The organism is Paenibacillus sp. OK076 (assembly GCF_900110055.1).
GTDB lineage: Bacteria > Bacillota > Bacilli > Paenibacillales > Paenibacillaceae > Paenibacillus.
Genome location: NZ_FOCH01000001.1, coordinates 807,290 through 827,817 on the forward strand (window position 1 = coordinate 807,290; position 20,528 = coordinate 827,817).

A 20,528-nucleotide genomic window follows, 5' to 3' on the forward strand; every position below is an offset into this window, starting at 1 on the left:
TCGGCTTATTTTTAATTGTTTCTTTTAACCGAAATCTTACTTCCCACTCACCGATTTAAACCATTCATTCACTTCTTGCGTGATCTGATCTCCGCCATTGGCCTTCCAGTTGGTGACGAATTGGTCAAAGGCATCAACTGGCAGTTGGCCGTAGATGATTTTGTTGAAGGTTTCCATCTCGGATTGGCGGAGCAGGTTCCATTTGGATACCATCGTTGGTGTTGCAGCGCCAGTAAAGTAGTTTTGTTTACGAATGTCGATCTGGGACATAACGACTTTACCTGCATACCAGTTTTCCGGTTTACGGAATTCGGCCATTTGTTTCTCGTACGGTGTTTCAGGCTTCTCGCCGTTGGCCAGCTTCACGAGTGTTTTCATGTACAGATCCGGGATACGAGCCGGGCCGGTCAGGAAAGGGAATTCGTTGGAGAAGTCTTTGATCTTCTCTTTGTCACTGGTCGGTTGTCCGTCAATGATATCCCAGTCGTAACCTTTGGCGAAGCCGTATTCATACTCACTGCCCGCAGCCGGGTTAGCCAGGTTATCGAGCAGGTAGTTGTAGTACAGGAAGATGGCTTCTGGATGCTTCGCATCCTTGTTAATCATGATACTTGCGTTGACACCAGAGTTCTGCCACTTTGTGCCGATCTTGCCGTCTGGGCCAGCCGGAACAGGGTAAGCTTTATATTTTGAGCCAGGTACGTTCTTCAGCAGGTCCGGTGCCGGCCAGTCGGGTACCCAGTTTGCGCCAGGCAGAATGCCCGCTTTGCCAGCCGTCCAGCTTTCAGCGGATTTGCCTTCGTCCCACAGGGCGGAGTCGGCGTGGATATAACCTTTGTTCATCCATTCAGCCAGCTTGGCAAGTGCTTGTTTCGCACCCGGGTTAACGGAGCCGTACTCCAGATTGCCGTTTGCGTCTTTGTTCCATTGCTCCTCGATTGTGCCATATGCACCGAACAACCAGTCGAGCTGACCCATCCAGGTGTTGGTGTTATTTTTCAGCGAGATCGCCAGCGGGAATACTTTGTCTGGAGACAGACCGTCCGGGTTCTCGTTTTTGAATTTGTCCATGATGTTCTCAAGGTCTGCAATGGTTTTCGGAGCTTCCAGGTTCAGCTTCTCCATCCAGTCCTCGCGGAGCCAGAGCAGCGTATCGTCGTTATCCGTATACTCCATGATCGGCATATTATATTTCTTGCCGTCCTTGGTGAACGGATACCACAGCTCAGGATGTGCTGCTGCGTGATCTTTCAGGGTCTGACTCGCGTACTTGTCGAACAACTCATCGATGGCGATGAATTGACCGGAGTCGATCAGCTGATTGGTCAATACCGCATTGGTCGGTACGGATACGAAATCAGGCAGCTTCTCGCCAGAGGCGATAGCCAGTTGAAGCTTTTGTCTGTATTGATCGTCATTGGCCGGATACCAGGTATCTTTATGCTTCATACCCAGCGTTTCCAGCATCCAGCGATCGTGAACGTTATTTTCTTTGGTATCCCCTTGAACGTATTTCTTCGGCATTAATACCGAACTGAATTCGATGGGTGGATCGTATTTTCCTTTGGCAAAAGCAGCTTCTGCTTCAGCTGAACCGACGGTCGCCGGTGTATCATCTTTGGTACCATTGTCACTCGCTGTATCGCTACTGCCGCACGCAGTGATCGTGATGAGTGCGATAACCATGAGCAGTGACCACCATGTTTTGAATTTGATCATTGTTCAATCCCCCTACGATGTATGATCTTTACAGTGTAACTGTACCAATTTGGGCGGGAGGGCATCTATATGAGTTTGTTAGTTTCGATAGGACTCTATTATGCAAGTTCAAAAAATTCGGTTTTCAGTACCGAGAAGATGGGATAAAGCTAGAAATGGAGTAGCGGAGCGTAGGCAAACTACGTGAGCAACTACAATGTTTCCAAAGGAAACATACTTCGTAAGCCTCCCGCTTATTTCGGCTGAATCCCATATTCGATGCTGATGATGTCGTGAGGCATCCTTCGTAATCAAAAGCGGAATTTTTGAACAACCTCTAAATTATGCAAATTAATGTTGGTCTCGGTACTCCTGCGGCGTGACGCCAAACTGGCGCTTGAACACTTTAATAAAATAAGCCGGGTCCATATAGCCAATCTCCATGCTGATTTCATATACTTTTTTGGTAGTCGTAACGAGCTTGTGACAGGCCCGATCCATGCGCAGGCGCGAGATATAATCACTAATGCCTTCGCCTGTTTCAATCTTATAAATCTTGGACAAATGGGTCGGATGCAGATTGACATGGTCGGCCAGTACACGCAAAGAAACATCCAGATGCAGGTTTTTATCCGTAAAATCCTGAATCTTCTTCACATACTCGGAACGGATGTCTTTGATCTCGTTGGACGTGCCTTCCTTGAGTTTGCCAAGTACACTGAGCGACCATTTGCGCAGTTTACTGATGGTAGTAAAGGCTTCTCCACTCTGTAACAACCCGACATCGTCACCCATTAAATTAGCTAAAGTCAGCCTGTTCCGGTGTGCGAGATTGGTGAACGAAGCCGTAATTAGAAATCCAGCCTCCATACAATGCTCCCACGACTCCGACCATTTCTCATCCAGCTCCGCACAGACGGCTAGTATTTTTTCTTCTGCCGCATCCCATTGACCACTCTCTAACAGATGAATGAAAGTGGGTGGGGTATACAGGACATCCAGCGGACCTTGTGCCGACGGAGTCTCCACGTCGCTGACCCGCATGACGAATTCACGCTCGTCCCCGACAATTTGCCGGAAATAAGCGGAGGCCTGCCGAAAACGATCATATAGCTGATCGGGAAACGCGAACCATTCGGTGATGACGATGGAGAGGGAACCCTTCAGAAACTGTTTAACTTTGGACTGAAGCTGTACCGAAAGCTTCTCCAGTATGGTTTCTTTGCCAATGTCGGTGTCGTTCACTTTCAGTTGAAGCAGAAACACCAGATATCCATGCTCCTCCTTCACGCCCCACACTTCCATAAACTCACCCATAATCTCTTCCGCCATATTGATGACCGCATATTCAAGCAAGGTTTGATCGTTGTTGTCATATTGCCCGAATTCTTCTTCCATACGTACAAGCATTAACGCGCAATCGCCGGCGTGGAAGGGCAAATCGTAATTGGCAAGTTTTCGTGCCCATTCGCTGGAGGCAATTCGATGTCCTTGCAAAGCCTCAAGCAGCAGTCGACCCCGCAAATGCGGTAGGTTCTCTCGAAGGGTAAACTGGGTTCGTTTTAGTGAGCTTACGAGTTCCCATTCGGTGTTTAATTGATCGATGGCTTTTTGAACGGCTCCCATCAATTCATCGTCTGTTGGTGGTTTCAGCAAGTAATCTACGGCCTCGAACTGGATGGCTTTTTTGGCGTAATCGAATTCGGAATGTCCGGATAAAAGAATGCACTTTATTTTTTTGTCACGGACTCTGATCCGTTCGATCAGTTCAATACCTGTCATTTCAGGCATTTGAATATCCGAGATCACAATATCTATAGGGTGGGTATCGATCAGTTGAAGTGCTTCGTGTGCTGAGTATGCTTTGTGTACCTGTTCGATCCCCAGCGTATGCCAGGGCTTGGTCATGGACAGATTATCAACCCAGTGTGCTTCATCGTCTACGATGATCATTTGCATGGTGTTTACTCCTTAAAAGTAGAATCTCTTTATTTCACGTGGTCACTACACGGTCAGAACCATCTCTCAATCGCTGTTATCCCCAGATTTTTTTGAATCTCTAATCAATGGGGAAATCCGGGGATAAAGGCGAGCGCTTCGCTTTTCGAGATTTGTTCTGCCCGTTCCGTTTAGCGTGTAATGTAGCTTAACTTAAATTCGTATCGGTATTTCCTCTATCGGAATCTGTATCATCTTTCGGTATCTCCCAGACCATCTCGGTTCGGAATCCGCCGAGAGGGGATGGACCGAATAGAAGGTAGGACTGATTGCCGAATAAGTGCATGATACGCTGATTCGTGTTCCAGAGGCCACAGCCCATTTCCTCCTGCAGCGGCTGCTGCATTTTAAGATTCAACGCCTCCAATTGATCCGGGCTCAAGCCAGGTCCGTCGTCATCAATGTAAATTTTACAGAACCCGTTCGAGCTCTCGCCAGTAATTCGGATTTCACCAGATGAATACGACTTCGCGACGCCGTGAATGACTGAATTCTCCACAATCGGTTGCAGCATTAATCGTGGGACCGACTGTGCAAGCATATCCTCAGGGATGTCGATATGGTATTCAATTCTGCCATTACGCAGCTTCTGGATATCCAAATAGTTGATGAGCAGATTGATTTCTTCTTTTAGAGAAGATGTCTCCCGCTCCACTCGTGTCGTATAACGATAGTAGGCACTGAGGTTATGCGCCATGGAGACGACGGCTTGCTCGTCCTTCATCTGGGCCATGTTGATGATATAACCAAGACAATTATATAGAAAATGCGGATTGATCTGCGCCTGTAGCTGTTTCAGCGTAGCTTCCTTGGCTCTGATCTTTTCCTGGAACACGTTCTCGATCAGGTCTTGAATCTGATGGGACATATCATTGAATCGATGGAACAAAAACGAGAATTCATTCTGATCCTTGCTATGCAGACGTACGGAATAATCTCCGCGCTGCACGCGGCGTAAGCCCTGGATCAGCTTTTTGATGGGATATTGAATGTTTCGATATAACAGAATTGAAGCGGAAATGCCCACCACAAACAGCAGAATCATAAACAGATAGAACAAGTTCCGACTGAGCGAGATCGGCTGCAGAATCTGATAGAGTGGTACCACATCGACCAAATGCCAATCCAGATAGGAGGACTTCACCGAGCTGACCAGATATTTCTTCCCGTTTAGCTGGACGACATCCTGGGTGATATCCTCTGACGAGTGTTCATCCAGATAACGGATAAGTTCTTCGGACAGCTGCTTGTCTGCACTGCGGTTCAGAATGGGCGCATTTCCTTTATGATAAAAGAAGGGATCGCCTTGTCCACCTTCCTTATACGTATCCAGCATGTTCTGAATGTTCTCATAACTGAAGCTGGCTTCAATCACCAGATTGCTTCCCGTCAACATGCCTGGCTGGGCCAAGGAATCCGTAAAGAACCAGTAGAAGGATTTCATATCCTCTTTGGACTCGGCACCATCACCGTATGTCCATTGTCCGCTCATATTTCTTTTTAGGTAATCCTCATCATACCCCGTTGTTCTATTATAGTTGGCAATGACATCTTGATTCTGTTGTGAATGCACAGCGTATCGAGTAGGCCATATATCGGTAACACCGGATTGAAGCATCAGCTTTTCCTGAATAACATATCGGGTCTGCATCTTGTCATAACGATCATTCCAAATGTTCAAGCCATTAAATGCTCTGACATTGGGATCTCTTGAGAGAATAAGACTGAAATCCATCATCTGATTGATTCGGGAATCGATCTGACTGGACAAAAACGTGAGCTGCTTCGTATTGGAGACCTGTAGCTCTTTGCTTACAACATCATAAGTGACGTTGTTCGAGTAGGTATACATGATAATAATGGGGATGAAGAGGACCACAATTAAACAGTTTATTTTGGCAAACAGACTAAACCGGGATCTGGACGTTCTTCCCAATGATATAAAGCGCTTCCATATATTCATAAAAAGTCTCCTTCAAATTCGTGTGTAAACAACCTCTTCAGATGATGTTCCTAACAAAACACTATCAAGCCTAACAATGTTATATAGCAGACCTCAGTATGGCTTGATACTATTTATATCAGAGAACCCCATCACACACAAAAACTTTTTTTGGGAACAGGAGCAGTGCTATGGAGGCTAAATTGGAGGGTAAGCGGGTCCCGCAGGCAAACGTTGGGAACAAGCTGGAAAAAAAGAGAAAAAAACGCTACAAGCAGCCATGGATTCTGCACTTCATGGTGTTGCCGGCGGCCATTATGGTCTTTATATTTTCATACATTCCGATGTCCGGGATTTTGATGGCATTTCAGGATTATAAACCTGCACTGGGATTTTTCGATTCCGAATGGGTCGGACTGAAGCATTTCAGATACATGTGGGAAAATGATTACTTCTTGCAAATTACGTGGAATACGCTGTTTTTTGCCTGTTCCAAGATCGTCATGAACTTAATCATTCCGTTTATATTCGCCTTATTGCTTAACGAGGTACGGAAGATGGCGCTGAAAAGAACAATTCAAACGCTCGTGTATCTGCCACACTTTTTGTCTTGGGTTACGCTGTCAGGCATCCTGATCGACATTCTGGCGCAGACGGGTATTGTCAATCAGTTCCTAGTCTCCGTATTCGGCATTAAGCCGATCTTCTTCCTGGGGGATGGCAGCTGGTTCCGATTCACGATTATTGCGAGTGATGTCTGGAAAGAGTTTGGATTCAATACGATCATCTTCCTCGCGGCACTGTCCGGCATTAACCCTGCACTCTATGAAGCGGCTGAAGTGGATGGGGCAGGACGCTGGAAGCAAACGATGTATATTACCATCCCGGCACTTATTCCCATTGGGATCGTAATCGCAACCCTGGCACTGGGTAATGTGCTTAACGCCAACTTTGACCAGATCTTTAACTTATATAGTCCATTGATTTACCAGCAAGGGGATATTATCGATACGTTTGTGTATAGAGAAGGTCTGCTTAGTGGGCAGTTCAGTTTCGCTACCGCTGTGAATCTGTTCAAATCGGTCATCAGCCTGATCCTGATCGTGATCTCGTACCGACTGGCTTACCGATTCGCCGGATATCGAATTTTCTAGAAAGGATGACGAACTCATGTATCATAAAACGATGCCTTACCGCATATTCAGCATAATCAACAATGTGTTACTGACCATCCTTTCGCTGCTCTGCTTGCTGCCTTTGTATCACTTACTCATGGTATCACTGAGCGCATCTGCTCCTGCCAATGCTGGACTGGTGACGTTCTGGCCAATTGGATTCACACTGGAGGCGTATGCGAAGACATTTGCCAATACGAACTTCCTCTCCTCCTTGTGGGTGTCTGTGGAACGGACGGTACTGGGTACTGGACTTGCGTTAATCGTTAATACGCTTGCAGCCTATGCGCTTTCCAAAGAGACGCGGGTTTTCCGCGCACGTAACATCTATCTATGGTATTTTGTCATCACGATGCTGTTCAGCGGTGGCCTCATTCCGGGGTATATCCTCATTCTGAAGCTGGGTCTGATGAACACATTGCTGGCCTTGATTTTGCCTGGGTTGGTTGCGGTGTTTAACATCATTCTGTTACTGAATTTCTTCCGTACCGTTCCGAAGGACCTGGAAGAAGCCGCATTTATCGATGGTGCAGGACACTTGCAGACGTTTATCAAAATCTATCTGCCCGTCTCCGTACCCGTTATTGCAACGGTTTCACTCTTCATGATGGTTGGGCATTGGAACGCGTACTTTGACGGGATCATCTACATCCGTGATGCGGAAAAGCTGCCACTGGCAACATTCATGCAGACGATTATCGTGCAGGCCGACATGTCGAAGCTTGATCCAGAAGCGGTGAAGAACCTGTCCCAACGGACGATTCGGGCTTCTCAGATCTTTATCAGCGCGCTGCCGATCCTGCTCGTGTATCCGTTCTTGCAACGGTACTTTGTAACCGGGATTGTAGTTGGGGCTGTGAAGGAGTAGAGTCGAGTAGCGGTACGAATAGGTGTGAAAAAGGAGTTGCTGAACTGGTGGAAGGCCAGGGAGGTGGCTTCTTTTTTGTGTATGGAAAAAGAACGTTGCACGTATGTAGTGTATTACCTTTATTTGAATAAAATGGTACGATGAGAGCTAATTAAAAATTCTCCTTATTATTCATATCGAAGGGTGTGTACGAAGTGAAGAAGATGATAATCGTTACCTTGGTTTTGTCGTTATTAAGCGCTTCTCTTGCTTTTGCAGCGACAAGTGCACCACAGAAGATAAGTATAGTTTTGAATGGAAAAGAACTAAAGACCAGAGCAGGGACAGAAGTCAAAATAATTGACAATCATGCTTATATCCCGGCCAGTGTTCTTCGTGATGCAAGATTTGCGGTAGAGTATAAGAACTCCAAGCTTAATTTAGTGAATAGCTATTCTCATTACACCAAAAATTTAATAGAAATGCATCTATCCAACTATGAATTTACAAGCCAATTCAACAAGATCGAGCAAGAAGTGATTGATGTCCTTAGTAAAGTGATATTAGAAGAGCAAGTTGACATCTCCAAATTACAACAGTTAATAAAGGAAGCCGAATCCAATGTCGTGATCCGTCCAGAGGTATTTACTCCAGTACAAGACTATAATTCCTCTGATTTATCTGATGCGTTTTATAGTTTGGAGGCATATAAAAAAGCAAGTATTGAGCTAATAGCCTATGTTCATACCGGGGACAAGGAAAGATTAAAGTCTTTCCACGAAGAGAGAAAAAAGGCGCTTGAGTATTACGATTCTTACACATATATGTATGATCATATTTTTAAATTGAGCTATATTAGTGCAACAAAATAGGAAGAAGAATATCTCTCAAATCGCTTGATTAACGTTAAATGTATGCATTTTGGGTGAAAGGAGAAAAATCAATGATTCAAAACCATAACTCATGGTCTGTTTGTATATCCAGTGATATTGAATTGAACTTTTTGATCTATGTAGCGAATACGTATGGCCTTCTTAAAGAGGACATCAATGAGAATAATCTATGGCCATCGAAACAAAGGGTAGAATCAGATCAACTTCATCAAAAACTTGAAATACAATGGAAATGGTTCTGGGATCGCAGCATTCAACAGAAGGCACATAAAAATAATCATCATGTATCATTTGTGCTAGGAGGGCCCGACTTTAAGTTAGTTGAACAACATGAATTAAGGGAGGTATTGGTTCATTTATGGCCATCCTTTAGGCAGTGGTGGTACATGCCTGCGGGCGGGCAAGCTGCAATGAATTACTGGGAAGGGATACCTGACCTTATACGTTATGTTCAAGAATTTGAAGATGAAGTGGGTAGAAAAATTAAACCGTTTCACTTAAATGTGGATTTAATCTATAACGGTCCCAATGAGCCGATTGAAGTAACGGAAGAATACATTATTATGCCAATCAAAATTGAATATTTAATGAAGAGGGATTGGTGGATGAGTAGGTTTACAGAACGATATTAAGAACAAAGCAATATGAAGAAGCTGGTCCACCACTCTATCCATCGAATGAGGACAATATATTGTTAAGGTGAAACATTTGCAGTTTTCCAAGAGTGATCACAAGAGTAATCATAGGGTAGGTTTCATTTCAATGTACTCCGATGACGGGGATGTAAATTTTCCCGAATCGAGCTAATTCCAAATTCAGAGAGGATGAATACGATGATGGATCAAAACTTGAAACAAGTAATAGTCAGGGGAGAAACTTCGCTGGGCATTGAATTTGGATCCACACGAATCAAAGCTGTACTCATGGATCACCATTTCAATACCATCTGTTCCAGCAGCTATGAGTGGGCAAATCAATTGATCGACGGTTATTGGACCTACGATATGAATGAAATGATTCACGGGCTGCAACAAACCTATCATCAATTAAAGCAAGAGATTCAGAATAATTATGGTGTAACGATACAAAAAATTGGCTCAATCGGATGTTCTGCTATGATGCAGGGTTACATTGCACTCGATCAAACAGGGGAGTTATTGGTTCCGTTTCGTACATGGCGCAATGCCACAACGGGTAAGGCTGCATCAGAGCTAACCGAGAAATTCCAGTTTAAAATTCCAGAGCGCTGGAGCATCGCACATTTGTATCAAGCGATTTTGAACGGAGAAGAGCATGTCACTAACATCAATTATATTACGACACTATCAGGTTACATACATCGGCTGTTGACTGGCAGTAAAGCTATTGGTATAGGGGATGCCTCAGGTATGTTCCCAATTGATGAATCCACACTGGAATATCATGAAGATATGGTGAGGAAGTTTGACGATTTAATTGCTGACAAAGGCTACCCGTGGAATCTTAAAGATATTTTACCTAAAGTCTATACTGCCGGTGAACATGCCGGATATCTTAGTGAAGCTGGTGCACGACTGTTAGATCTATCGGGTAACTTGGAATCCAATATTCCACTGTGCCCTCCGGAAGGCGATGCTGGAACAGGCATGGTCGCTACGAATAGTGTCCAAAAACGTACGGGTAACATTTCCGTAGGTACATCGATTTTTGCCATGATTGTATTAGAGAAAAACCTGTCTACGGTATATCCTGAGATTGACATCGTGACTACACCTGAAGGCAATCCTGTGGCTATGGTTCTTGCGAATAACTGCTCCAGCGATATTAATGCTTGGGTAAACATGTTCCGTGAGTTTTATGAGGCGATGGGACAGAAGCCCGATATGAACCAATTATTCAGTGTGTTGTTCAATGAAGCACTGAAAGCTGACGCTGATGGCGGTGGCTTACTGAGCTATGGCTACTATTCAGGCGAGAATATTACAGGAATTGCAAAAGGTCGTCCGTTGTTTGTGCGTTCTCCAGAGAGCCGCTTCAATCTGGCAAACTTTATGAGAGTCCATCTATTTGCTGCGTTTGCTGCACTAAGGCTCGGGCTGGATATTTTGACACAGAAGGAGCACGTAACGATTGAGCACATTTGGGCGCATGGCGGATTGTTCAAAACCCCACGAGTCGCTCAAAAAATGTGCGCATCCGCACTGAACATTCCCGTTTCGGTTATGTCTACCGCTGGTGAAGGTGGCGCATGGGGAATGGCTATTTTGGCTTCCTACATGGTTAATAAGCAGCAGCACGAGGGTTTGGCGGAGTACCTTAATACCAAGGTGTTTATTGATGCAGAAGGACAAGAGGTTTCTCCAAATAGCGAGGACGTGAATGGATTTGCCTTGTTCATGGAGCGTTACACGGAAGGACTGGCCATTGAGCAGTCAGCAGTAGATCATTTCGTGGAAAATGGGAAGAAAGCCTAAGATGTAATTATATTTCTTGAAAAGAGGAAATTGAAACGAAGCTCGTTGCCTACACTATGCTGCCCTGCTATAATTTCGATATATCTATCGTATTGGGGGTTATGACGTGGCAATATGGATGATGCCGGATTGCTCGTTCGCTAGAAAGCCTTACGCAAAGCCTGAATAGGGGCGGACTTTGTGTAGGGCGCGACAAAAATGAGATTGTTGCCCTGAAATCAATATCAACATAATGGTTCATCCCGCAGGCTTTGCACCTTATTTGTTCTTCCAATAAAAATAAGGGGCTGAACGCCATGCAAACACCATTTATTCAGAATCATCAATTTAATTATATTCAAAAACAAGCTGATTTCCTGCTCAAAACGCTACGCTCGGTTGTGGATCCAAAAGTATTGGAAACCGTCCGTTATACGGTCGGCACAAATGCGGTGAGCATCTTCGATGAACTTACTCTGGAACAGAAGCAACTGCTGGAGCAGTTATCCACGTATGAGACGACACATGAGTTGCAGACCTATCTGAACCAGCTGGAAGCATATCTGATTCCATTTCCGCAAGTATCCGCGAAGCAAATTCAGAAGCTGTTTCCCAAGGTAAAGAAGCTCAAAGTGCCGGATCTGGAATCCATCGATTACGCACGTACAACTTATCTGAGATGGACCGACATTGCTACCGATCGCTTGTTCATCGTGTATCCGTATGAAGGCAGATTCCTCGGAATTGAGGGACGGCTTACAGCCACGAACAAGAAAGGGTATTGTATGTTCTGTCATCGCCATCAGGAGCTCGGATTCTTCAACGTAAAGACCAAGAGCTATACGCCGGACAACATTTCTTCCGTGGCCCAGTACGTATGCATGGATAACACAGCTTGTAACCATAGTATCACCGATACTAGTATGTTGGAGAAGTTTCTTCTCTCGACCGTAAAATAATTGAATCTAAACAAACAGGGTCGCTCTTTGGAGCGACCTTTTTGCTGTGTTCAAGCGGAATTGGGACGTCAGGTGTCATATCAATGTAGCACTATAATACCTTTATAGCGTCGAAGGATCATTGGCGTAGTTCAGTCCCAGGTTATGCGCATGGTTCAGCAGTGCCTCATAATGCTCAGGTTTGGATTCCAACGTTTCATATAAAAACTCAACCCTGGATCGGGACACGCCGCAGTAATCGGCAATACCTACATTGAGCAGATTGGCAATCGATTCACCATAGTTGCGCTTCTGCATCTGTTCTTCCGTCACACCTGAAAGAGAGATCCACAATATCTGCTGATGAGGAAGTTTGTTCGTGCCATATGCAAACCCGTTGTTCATGACACGATCCACATACCCTTTCAACATGGCTGGCAGATGCCACCACCAAAGAGGAAACACAAAAGCGACAGCATCGTGTTTCTTCAATCGCTTCATCTCGGTTTCAACCTCAGGTGAGAACACCTGATTTTCTTGGGTATAGTCTGGTTCGTCCATCTCACGAAGAATTGGGTCGAATCCAATCCCATGCAAATCCAGTATCTCATAACCGTGACCAGCCTCGGCAAGACCTTGTACAAAACGATCAGCTACCTGAAAGGTCAAGGAATCTTTTCTTGGGTGGGATACTACAACGAGTACGTTCATCTTAACGTTCACTACCTTTCTGCAATGCAGTCTTGTAGCCATGAATCAATGGCTGATGCTATTATAAACAGGTATGAAAACATCTGGAAGTACGCACTTTGATGTTCTATAGGAAGAATGAAGTGCCATAGGAACATTAAAGTACCCTGAATGGATGCCTCGAAATGGGCTTAAATAATAGAAAAAAGAGCAGCAAGAAGATTACGTTTTACCTTGAATACAGCCTGATTATGGAGGGGTTCAGAATGACGGAACATGAAGACACAAACGCTCCGAAGAAATATAAAGTAGGCGTAGAAGCGGCCTTGGAAGTGATGGGCGGGAAGTGGAAGCCTTTGATTATTTATCATTTGATGACCGGACGTAAACGCACGTCGGAGCTTCGACGGTTAATCCCCGACATTACGCAGAAGATGCTGACAACACAGCTCAGAGGTCTGGAAAAGGACGAGATTGTACAGCGTAAGGTATATTCGGAGGTTCCTCCCAAAGTGGAATATGAGTTAACGGACTACGGCTGGGGACTCAAGCCTGCCTTGGACCATTTATGTTATTGGGGAGAAGAGCATTTGGATAAAATCCACGGGGATAAATTTAAGGTTCTGGAGGACTTCGATTCTGAAGAGAAGGGGGCGAGAAATTGAATGGTGCAGAGCACGTGAAACAGGTAGTCCCCATTCGTTGTGAAGGAGTGGCTGTAGTTCTGTTGAAGAAGAGCCTCGATCAATACCGTGTACTGATGCTAAAGCGGGCTGGTCGTATGTTGCATAACGAGTGGTGTTATGTTGGCGGCGGGATAGAAAAGGGTGAGAAGGCATGGGAAGCTGCACTCAGAGAAGTTCACGAGGAAACAGGTATTACTGAAGTCCGGCTGTATTCTGCCAATCAATTCGAACAATATTATTCACCCATGGGGGAGTATATCTATACCGCTCCCGTATTCGTAGGATACGTGGATGAAAGCCAGCCTGTCCGGTTAAATCATGAACATACCCAGTACCAATGGATGACGTTTGACGAAGCCAAAGAAAATGCGGCATTGCCCGGCATTGATGATATTTTGGATTTTGTTGAAAAGCATTTTGCCAGAAAAGCCCCTTCCGAGTGGCTTCGGATTAATAAAGAGAATGATTAGGAGGTGGAACTCATCACATACAAGACAATTTATCCAAGATCATTGTTGAACCTACTATGCATGCTGGCCATTGAAGCTATGCTTTTCAGAAATGTTATTTACGATGAAAATGGTATTCTGAAGTACTCACTGATCATTATATTGACCTATATTCTGGGTTATATCGTTTTTCTGATCTGGCGTTTATTTTTCACTAAACCCAGTATCACGCTGGAGAGCGATCATGTGATTTCTACGAAACATCGGAAATACGATGCATCCGAGATTGAATGCATTTATATGAATTACAGACGGATTGGCATCAAACTCTATGGTAAACGGTTAGTGCCGATGGATCTATGTTTTTATTTTCAACGAGGTCAGGAATCCGCAGGCGTAGAAGCTGTGCATGAATGGGCGGAGCGAAACGACAAAGAAATAAAACACAAATTTTTTCAAACCTTAGCGTAGACCAGTACGTCTGTTGAATATAAGGAATCGTTGAGGCTGAAGATTTTGGAGGAGTAGCGATGAAATCAATAGAGCAATTTCTAACGAGATCGATCTGAAATTGTCGAGGTTCTGGGTTTTACGAGATTGGTTATCGCTAACACGATTATAGAATATGATATTGTCAAAAATCATCCTAAACAATTAACAGCTTATTTTAAACGCACACATATTACAGTTGCAGCTAAATTCTCGTCACAAATTAAAAAGCTCTACGCTTCAATAGCAAAGTAGATTCTAAAAATCAGCAGAAGAGGTGCATATGAGATATTTAACGAAAGAATGGTACGAGTTGTGTCAACGGACAGGACTACATTTTGGGATGAGGGTACATAGAGGAACTTACGAATTAAACGAAGCACTTTTCCTACGACGGTATAAAAGAAAAGAAAAAGAGTATATAGAGCTTCAGCGTGAGATGTACAATACAGATCCTCGTTTTTTGCTGGAGCAAAATGGCCATGTTTTTGTACCTGCCGAGAAGTTTTTTAGTGGGAATGAAATATCGGAAGATGATAAAAAAGTATATCAGATGCCTGCTGAAGAAAGAGAGAGGATCGACAAATTAATCGCGGATTTTGATGTGAGGCCTCCTTTTGACGAACTGCAGCATAGAATTGCATTTAAAGACATGCAGGAATGGGATTACAAACACCAGAAAGAACGATTACCCAAGAAAATCTATGAGCAAATTGCGGATATCCGTGTATTTACGTTGGGTTATTGCACGAGAGAAGTTATGCTACAGCTAAAGAAACAGAGTGCAGAAAATAGGAGAGAGATGGAGCATGTATCCAATGAATACAGGGATGTCATTTTAGCACAGGATATTCCCCATGAAATTCGTAGCCGGGTTCAATTTCACGATTGTACAGTAACGGAACTGCTGACGGGTGATGAGGTCGTTATTCGTTTTGACACTCGTGGGGGCTTTACCAATATAAATAAACTTACGCTGGTTGCAACCGAAATCATCAAGCAAGAGGGTATGATTGTAGGCAGTTACTGGCTGTATCAAGAGCTGTACCGGATTGATAACGGATATGAGCTTCATATTTTATTTTACGGAGAAAATATGCCCGAATTGATTGTTCGCTGTGAAGATATTCTTGCAGAAGAAGAGTGAGACAGAGGCGGCGGTAGAGAAACTAAGCTTCTCGCAACAATAACGTTACACAAGGTGATTTTATGGTAAAAGAAATCAGAAAAAAAGAGATAATACCACTGATTAAACAGGTATCATCTCTTTTTTATATGAAACGTAATGTCGATACTGGATAAGTCATCTTAATCCCAATTCCATATCTCTACTCGATTCAATTGGAAATGTTGGAATTCCGGAACCTTTGTAAGTTTCTCTAACTCTCGTACAGGACCAGTAACCACCGCGCCATATACTTGAACGCCATTCTTTTTTAAATAGGCAAGACGTTGTTTATCTAGTTCAGCACCACTGTACTCAAGATGGTTTGACATCCATTCTAGATCAGACAACATCGCTTGAACCTGCTCCTGCATCTGCCCTGAATCTTCTGGAACGAAATAGTTATACCAATTTGCCCCATCCTCTTTAAATTCAGAAAGAGGTTTAAGACTCAAATGAGGAATATTATAGTTGAACATGCCTGACCGAGAGTAAGAGATATCTTGATCTTTTAATTCGCCAGAATAGATCGGCATGGCGGTTACTGCAACATCATAATCTGTAAGAAGCTGCATCAGTTGATCGGGATGCGCTAGGTTTTTCAAGGATAATGACATCTCTGCGACATGTCCATCATCAATTTTACGAAGCCGATTCAAGCTACTGCTTTCATCAGAGGCTTTAGTAGGTATACCATCTACTAGGGAGTAAGGGAGATAGAAAGGGCCTGGGTTATTGCCATTCATATACGCTCCTGTATTAGTAATCGTATAGGTGAATTTACCGGTTATACTGAGTTCAGCTTGAATTTCACCTGTGATTACTTCCCATGAGCCCACATGTCGATATATTTTCAGATTAGCTTTCTGGGTTAGGAGTGGGGTTACTTCAAAGAGTTCATAATTCGTCTTCTCTACCCGAAGTCCGTCACCATGCATCTCAACCACAGATACAATCGAACGAATGAAGTCATTACGTACCTTTGATTGGTCAAAGTAGATATGGAGTGACGATACATAGATGTGATAGACCATAAATATTAAAAAAAGAGCTCCTCCTGCATTTAGGAAAAACTTCCATCTCGTTTTCCAAACCATTCGTTTAAACTGCTTATGACCCCATTCAGGACGCTGATACTCAAAATCCTCTTCCTGAAATACACGTTCCTCATCATGTGGTGTTTTAGACATTCTCAAACGTCTCCTTTCATTTGAAGCATTTCTACTTTGAATCGTTCTCTGGCACGAAAAAGGGTGACCTTGACCTGATTCATGTTCATATCCAGAATCTCGCAAAGTTCGTTATAAGATAACTCGTTCATTTCTCGTAGCAACAAAATGGTTCTATACTGTTCGGGAAGTTTCTTCATCACTTGTTGAATACGAAGGGTTCGTTCACGAGCTGTGAGTACTTCCTCAGGGGAACGATATGTATTTTCTGTTGCTTGCTGTTCCATCTCTCGATTCATTTGAATTTCTCCACGATATTTACGATACCAATCAATAAATAAATGCCGAGCTACTTTGTATAGCCAGGCTCTGGCGTAATTTGCATGCTCGGCTTTCATGGATACCATGGCTCTGTAAAAGGTTTCTTGAACTAACTCCTCAGCTGTCTCCTGAGATCCACACATACGGTATAGATAGAGATGCAGGGAGGATTGGTACTGCTTGAATAGTTCTGCATATAGATCACTCCTCATTTCAAGTTTCCTCCTCCTTCTCTTTAGACAACGGGTCAAGTCAAATAATGTTACAGTAAAATTGAAAAATTTTAGGAGGTTTCTTTAGAAAACTGAAATAAGAAAAAGGAGTGACCATAAGTAAGAGAACAAAAAACATATCATTAATGAGAAAGTTTAGAAAAAAAACTTATAAATTGGGCCCGAAAGATATAGTGTAGCTTAACAACTTAAAATTCTCTTGGAATGCCGGGTGTGGCTGGGGTTATCTGAAATAAACAAGGAGAGATATTGTTAGGTCGTAAACATAATGAAACCAACTGGGGTTTAATCGCTGGAGCAATCGAGCTCGGGGAGACTCCTGCTCAAACGATGGTAAGAGAAGCATGGGAAGAGACAGGACTTATCATAGAACCGGAGAAAGTGATAGGGATCTATGGTGGTGAAGAGCAGCGGTTTACATACAGTAATGGTCACCAGGTTGAATATTTAACGATCATATTTGAATGCAGTATCAAATCTGGACAACTACTCATGGATCAACCCCATCTATTATCCTCCCATTTTGTTGGAACTTCAGTGGGGAATTCCAGAAAGAAGTAAAACGATTTAGCCGTTTGAAAGAGAGTATAGGCTTTAAGTAACAAAATAATGGAGGCTCACCTAAGATAATAGTTATCGGGGGAGGCCTCCAATATTAATTATATCTTCGTTAATTAAAGGATTTAAATCAACCTTACTCATTCGTAATATTTATCGTTTTATCGGTTATGGTCTTACCATCACTTCCCAATGCCTGAACAATCACGTGATGATGCAAAGACTTACCCGCAATATCCCACGTTATCTTCCAACCATCGTCCTCGCTGGTATCATACCCGATAAGTTCTCGTTCTCCCCAAGTCTCAGTTCCTGTTGGAACGGCCCAGAAAAGAAGTGTTTCCGCATTGGTCGCCTCTACTGTGACATTTAACTCTGTGCTATCTGTAGGAATTACAATCCAACCTTCTTTTTCGGGATAGTTAGTCTCAACATTCGTAATTATGGGTATAGCTTCTTTTCTTAGGATAACCTCAGTGTCATGGTTTTCAGCAGGAACTTCTGAAGCACAGGCTGTGAGAAGTAGGATGAGCAGAAGAATCGGGGAAAATGCTCTATTTGTCATGATTATTACCTCTTTCTATATAGTGGTATTCACAAATCCTCCAGCGTAATTCCGTCGCACTTGGTTTGACAATACGTTATATGCATGTAAACATAGCAGTTAATCAATTACAGTTTAATATAAGTAAGGAGTTGTAAATCAGGATGGAATTCTTTGGAGCTCTTATAGCGTTGATCCTATGTTTTATTGTGTTTCTTATCGTTGCTGCAGTTATACGCTATGCTATAGATTCATCAAAAACATCGAAAAGACTTGAGGATCTAATAAAAGAAGTACATTATTTGAGAACTGAAATTAAAAAACAAAATAACAATAAACAAGGCGATAATAAATATATTATTGACGAGAAAGTATAGTATAGGTGCCTATTCAAGAAGCAATACCTTGCATCATGCAGGTCGTTTTATGGAAGGAGGGTTAAGATGCAAAGTGATTTCATTGAGCTCGTGGAAGAGAGTGATGAGAGGTACAAATGTTATGTTTTGAAAAATACAGTGCAAATATTTAAGCAATCCATAAAGGATGAAGATTTAAAGGATGTCCGAATCTATATATCGGCGACTATTCAGTTAGATGCAATTGCTGATGTAGTAGAGTCATATCTGCATTGGTTTACGGAGTGTGAGGAAGTATTTCGAAATTACTATGAGAACGAACTTCGTGAACAAGTACATAAGGATTGGTTTAATGAAATTGAAGTTTATCAAGTAGATATCACATTTAATAGTAAAGAGGACTATGGAGCAACGATAGCCTGTGGAGACCATGTATTACAAGGTCACATTATGATTATTGATTTTGATCGAGAACATATCCAGGCCATCCACTTAAATGGATAAGCTAATTATATATTCCTTTAATAATGATGACTTGTAGTCTATTGTTTCGATACTGCCATCTATATTACATAACACCCGAAAGGAATTAAAGTTACGTGCAAAATGAAAAACAGGACTATTCCTCTAACGGGAATAAGTCCTGTTTCTATTTACAACTATTAATCTCAATGATGATGATGCGCATGAGCATCCGGTGCGTCACCTTTGACGGTGCATAATACCGAGGTGTCGTGAAGATGCTTCTCAGACTCGACTTGCAAGGTCACATGTTTGATTTCTTTATGCTCCAACAGGTGCTCAATCTTCTGAACAAGCACCTCGGATGCATATACATCCATCATTCCGTCCACCACAATATGTGCGGTAAGTGCGTTCAGGTTGCTGGTAATGGACCAGACATGCACATCGTGTACACCTTTGACACCATCGACTTGTTTAATAGTCTGCACCAGGTCATTCACATCCACATTGGCCGGAGTACCTTCCATCAAGATATGCAAAGATGATTTGGTAACAAAGAATCCACTGCGCAGAACCAGTACAGCAACAATGACACTCGCGAGTGGATCCGCCCATCCCCAACCGAAGAACATCATGAGCAGAGCCGCAGCAATGGCGCCAACCGATCCCAGCATATCGCTGATGACATGGAGATAAGCTCCGCGCATATTCAAGTTTTTCTCTGTATCGCTGCCGCGCATCATGATCCAGGCCACCAAAATATTGATGAGCAGTCCAATGATGCTGATGATCAACATACCGACTGTTGCGACTTCTGGTGGGTTGATGAAGCGACCAATTGCTTCGTAAAAGATGTAAAGTGAGATGGCGATTAAGGTGACCCCATTTAACGTGGCTGCCAAAATCTCAAAGCGTCTGTACCCGTACGTTTTGCCTGTATTCACCGCTTTTTCGCCAAAGGTGAACGCCAGCAAGGCAATCCCCAAAGCTATGGAATCAGACAACATATGACCTGCATCAGAGATGAGGGCCAAGCTGTTGGTGATGAAACCGCCAACGGCTTCAACAATCATATAAACGGTAATAATAATGAAGGAAAACAACAGTACTTTCTTGTTATTGGTACTACCATGATTGTGTCCATGGTCGTGGCTGTGATGATGTCCGGACATACGAGATCCTCTCCTTTGGAGCCGTGCTCCGTTATGTAATTGATTTCTTTTGTGACTATAGTGATCCTTGGCAATGATAAAGTTTTTATAAATGAACATATGAGCAATTGTTCATATGTTATGGTTTTATTATAAGTGGGCCTAATAATAGTGTCAACCAGAATTGAGAAAATATAAACATGCACGCGGGGCTTCATTGCATGTTCACTGGCGATTTACGTTGCTTTTGTGCTACCATCTGTGCAGGATCAATATCGCGGAAGTTCCCGCTACATATTAGATGAATTTGAAACTAGAAGGGGCCGACA

The 20,528-nt window shown here is 43.2% G+C and carries 20 protein-coding genes and 1 pseudogene; 13 read left to right on the forward strand and 8 right to left on the reverse strand.

Annotation, left to right across the window (positions count from 1 at the left end; genetic code table 11):
• Positions 1-36 precede the first annotated feature (36 nt).
• The 3 genes from BMY78_RS03650 to BMY78_RS03660 all read right to left on the reverse strand — a co-directional run bounded on the left by BMY78_RS03650 (position 37) and on the right by BMY78_RS03660 (position 5,659).
• Positions 37-1,719, reverse strand: coding sequence for a type 2 periplasmic-binding domain-containing protein (locus tag BMY78_RS03650; RefSeq protein ID WP_090894780.1), 1,683 nt, complete (start codon positions 1,717-1,719; stop codon positions 37-39).
• Between the two features lie 330 nt (positions 1,720-2,049).
• Positions 2,050-3,657: a response regulator transcription factor gene (locus tag BMY78_RS03655; protein ID WP_090894782.1), complete on the reverse strand. Its 1,608-nt coding sequence runs from the start codon at positions 3,655-3,657 to the stop codon at positions 2,050-2,052.
• Positions 3,658-3,844: 187 nt separating this feature from the next.
• On the reverse strand, positions 3,845-5,659 hold the full coding sequence (locus BMY78_RS03660) for a sensor histidine kinase (protein ID WP_090894783.1): 1,815 nt from the start codon (positions 5,657-5,659) through the stop codon (positions 3,845-3,847).
• Between the two features lie 275 nt (positions 5,660-5,934).
• Here BMY78_RS03660 and BMY78_RS03665 point away from each other — a divergent pair, with 275 nt between their 5' ends.
• The 6 genes from BMY78_RS03665 to BMY78_RS03690 all read left to right on the forward strand — a co-directional run bounded on the left by BMY78_RS03665 (position 5,935) and on the right by BMY78_RS03690 (position 11,944).
• Entirely contained in the window at positions 5,935-6,792 is an 858-nt protein-coding gene (locus BMY78_RS03665; protein WP_177185780.1) for an ABC transporter permease, read from the forward strand.
• Positions 6,793-6,808: 16 nt separating this feature from the next.
• Positions 6,809-7,681, forward strand: a complete 873-nt coding sequence (locus BMY78_RS03670) for a carbohydrate ABC transporter permease (RefSeq protein ID WP_090894785.1) — start codon at positions 6,809-6,811, stop codon at positions 7,679-7,681.
• 194 nt (positions 7,682-7,875) lie between these two features.
• The gene (locus BMY78_RS03675; protein ID WP_090894787.1) at positions 7,876-8,532 is read left to right on the forward strand and encodes a hypothetical protein; all 657 of its coding nucleotides are present in this window, start codon (positions 7,876-7,878) and stop codon (positions 8,530-8,532) included.
• Between the two features lie 71 nt (positions 8,533-8,603).
• Positions 8,604-9,185 carry a hypothetical protein gene (locus BMY78_RS03680; RefSeq protein WP_090894789.1) on the forward strand — a complete coding sequence of 194 codons (582 nt, stop codon included), beginning with the start codon at positions 8,604-8,606 and terminating at the stop codon, positions 9,183-9,185.
• 204 nt (positions 9,186-9,389) lie between these two features.
• Entirely contained in the window at positions 9,390-11,006 is a 1,617-nt protein-coding gene (locus BMY78_RS03685; protein WP_090901974.1) for a xylulokinase, read from the forward strand.
• A 296-nt stretch (positions 11,007-11,302) separates the two neighbouring features.
• Complete coding sequence (locus tag BMY78_RS03690; protein ID WP_090894791.1) at positions 11,303-11,944, forward strand: FusB/FusC family EF-G-binding protein; 642 nt, start codon at positions 11,303-11,305, stop codon at positions 11,942-11,944.
• Positions 11,945-12,046: 102 nt separating this feature from the next.
• On the opposite strand, the gene BMY78_RS03695 is transcribed toward BMY78_RS03690, so the two are convergent.
• A complete protein-coding gene (locus BMY78_RS03695) occupies positions 12,047-12,634 on the reverse strand; it encodes an NAD(P)H oxidoreductase (RefSeq protein WP_090894793.1) in 588 nt (195 codons plus the stop codon).
• Positions 12,635-12,879: 245 nt separating this feature from the next.
• On the opposite strand from BMY78_RS03695, the gene BMY78_RS03700 reads away from it, so the two are divergent.
• The 4 genes from BMY78_RS03700 (at position 12,880) to BMY78_RS03715 (ending at position 15,384) form a co-directional block, all read left to right on the forward strand.
• Entirely contained in the window at positions 12,880-13,278 is a 399-nt protein-coding gene (locus BMY78_RS03700; protein ID WP_090894795.1) for a winged helix-turn-helix transcriptional regulator, read from the forward strand.
• Positions 13,275-13,769 (forward strand): NUDIX hydrolase, encoded by a 495-nt coding sequence (locus BMY78_RS03705; RefSeq protein ID WP_090894797.1) that lies wholly within the window; start codon positions 13,275-13,277, stop codon positions 13,767-13,769. The genes BMY78_RS03700 and BMY78_RS03705 overlap by 4 nt, the downstream gene beginning before the upstream one ends.
• Positions 13,770-13,772: 3 nt before the next feature.
• Positions 13,773-14,219 (forward strand): hypothetical protein, encoded by a 447-nt coding sequence (locus BMY78_RS03710; protein WP_090894799.1) that lies wholly within the window; start codon positions 13,773-13,775, stop codon positions 14,217-14,219.
• 301 nt (positions 14,220-14,520) lie between these two features.
• Complete coding sequence (locus tag BMY78_RS03715; RefSeq protein WP_090894801.1) at positions 14,521-15,384, forward strand: DUF4085 family protein; 864 nt, start codon at positions 14,521-14,523, stop codon at positions 15,382-15,384.
• Positions 15,385-15,545: 161 nt separating this feature from the next.
• On the opposite strand, the gene BMY78_RS03720 is transcribed toward BMY78_RS03715, so the two are convergent.
• Complete coding sequence (locus BMY78_RS03720) at positions 15,546-16,592, reverse strand: anti sigma factor C-terminal domain-containing protein (protein ID WP_256221939.1); 1,047 nt, start codon at positions 16,590-16,592, stop codon at positions 15,546-15,548.
• Positions 16,593-16,594: 2 nt separating this feature from the next.
• Positions 16,595-17,104 carry an RNA polymerase sigma factor gene (locus BMY78_RS03725; RefSeq protein WP_090894804.1) on the reverse strand — a complete coding sequence of 170 codons (510 nt, stop codon included), beginning with the start codon at positions 17,102-17,104 and terminating at the stop codon, positions 16,595-16,597.
• Between the two features lie 264 nt (positions 17,105-17,368).
• Here BMY78_RS03725 and BMY78_RS03730 point away from each other — a divergent pair.
• Positions 17,369-17,686, forward strand: a pseudogene (locus BMY78_RS03730) (NUDIX domain-containing protein); the annotation flags it as partial.
• Positions 17,687-17,819: 133 nt separating this feature from the next.
• On the opposite strand, the gene BMY78_RS03735 reads toward BMY78_RS03730, so the two are convergent.
• Positions 17,820-18,248: a hypothetical protein gene (locus BMY78_RS03735; RefSeq protein WP_090894807.1), complete on the reverse strand. Its 429-nt coding sequence runs from the start codon at positions 18,246-18,248 to the stop codon at positions 17,820-17,822.
• Between the two features lie 143 nt (positions 18,249-18,391).
• On the opposite strand from BMY78_RS03735, the gene BMY78_RS03740 reads away from it, so the two are divergent.
• Together BMY78_RS03740 and BMY78_RS03745 are read left to right on the forward strand one after the other, a co-directional pair.
• Positions 18,392-18,604 (forward strand): hypothetical protein, encoded by a 213-nt coding sequence (locus tag BMY78_RS03740; RefSeq protein WP_090894809.1) that lies wholly within the window; start codon positions 18,392-18,394, stop codon positions 18,602-18,604.
• A 66-nt stretch (positions 18,605-18,670) separates the two neighbouring features.
• The gene (locus BMY78_RS03745) at positions 18,671-19,087 is read left to right on the forward strand and encodes a hypothetical protein (protein ID WP_090894812.1); all 417 of its coding nucleotides are present in this window, start codon (positions 18,671-18,673) and stop codon (positions 19,085-19,087) included.
• A 164-nt stretch (positions 19,088-19,251) separates the two neighbouring features.
• On the opposite strand, the gene BMY78_RS03750 is transcribed toward BMY78_RS03745, so the two are convergent.
• On the reverse strand, positions 19,252-20,220 hold the full coding sequence (locus tag BMY78_RS03750) for a cation diffusion facilitator family transporter (protein WP_090894814.1): 969 nt from the start codon (positions 20,218-20,220) through the stop codon (positions 19,252-19,254).
• Positions 20,221-20,528: the final 308 nt, after the last annotated feature.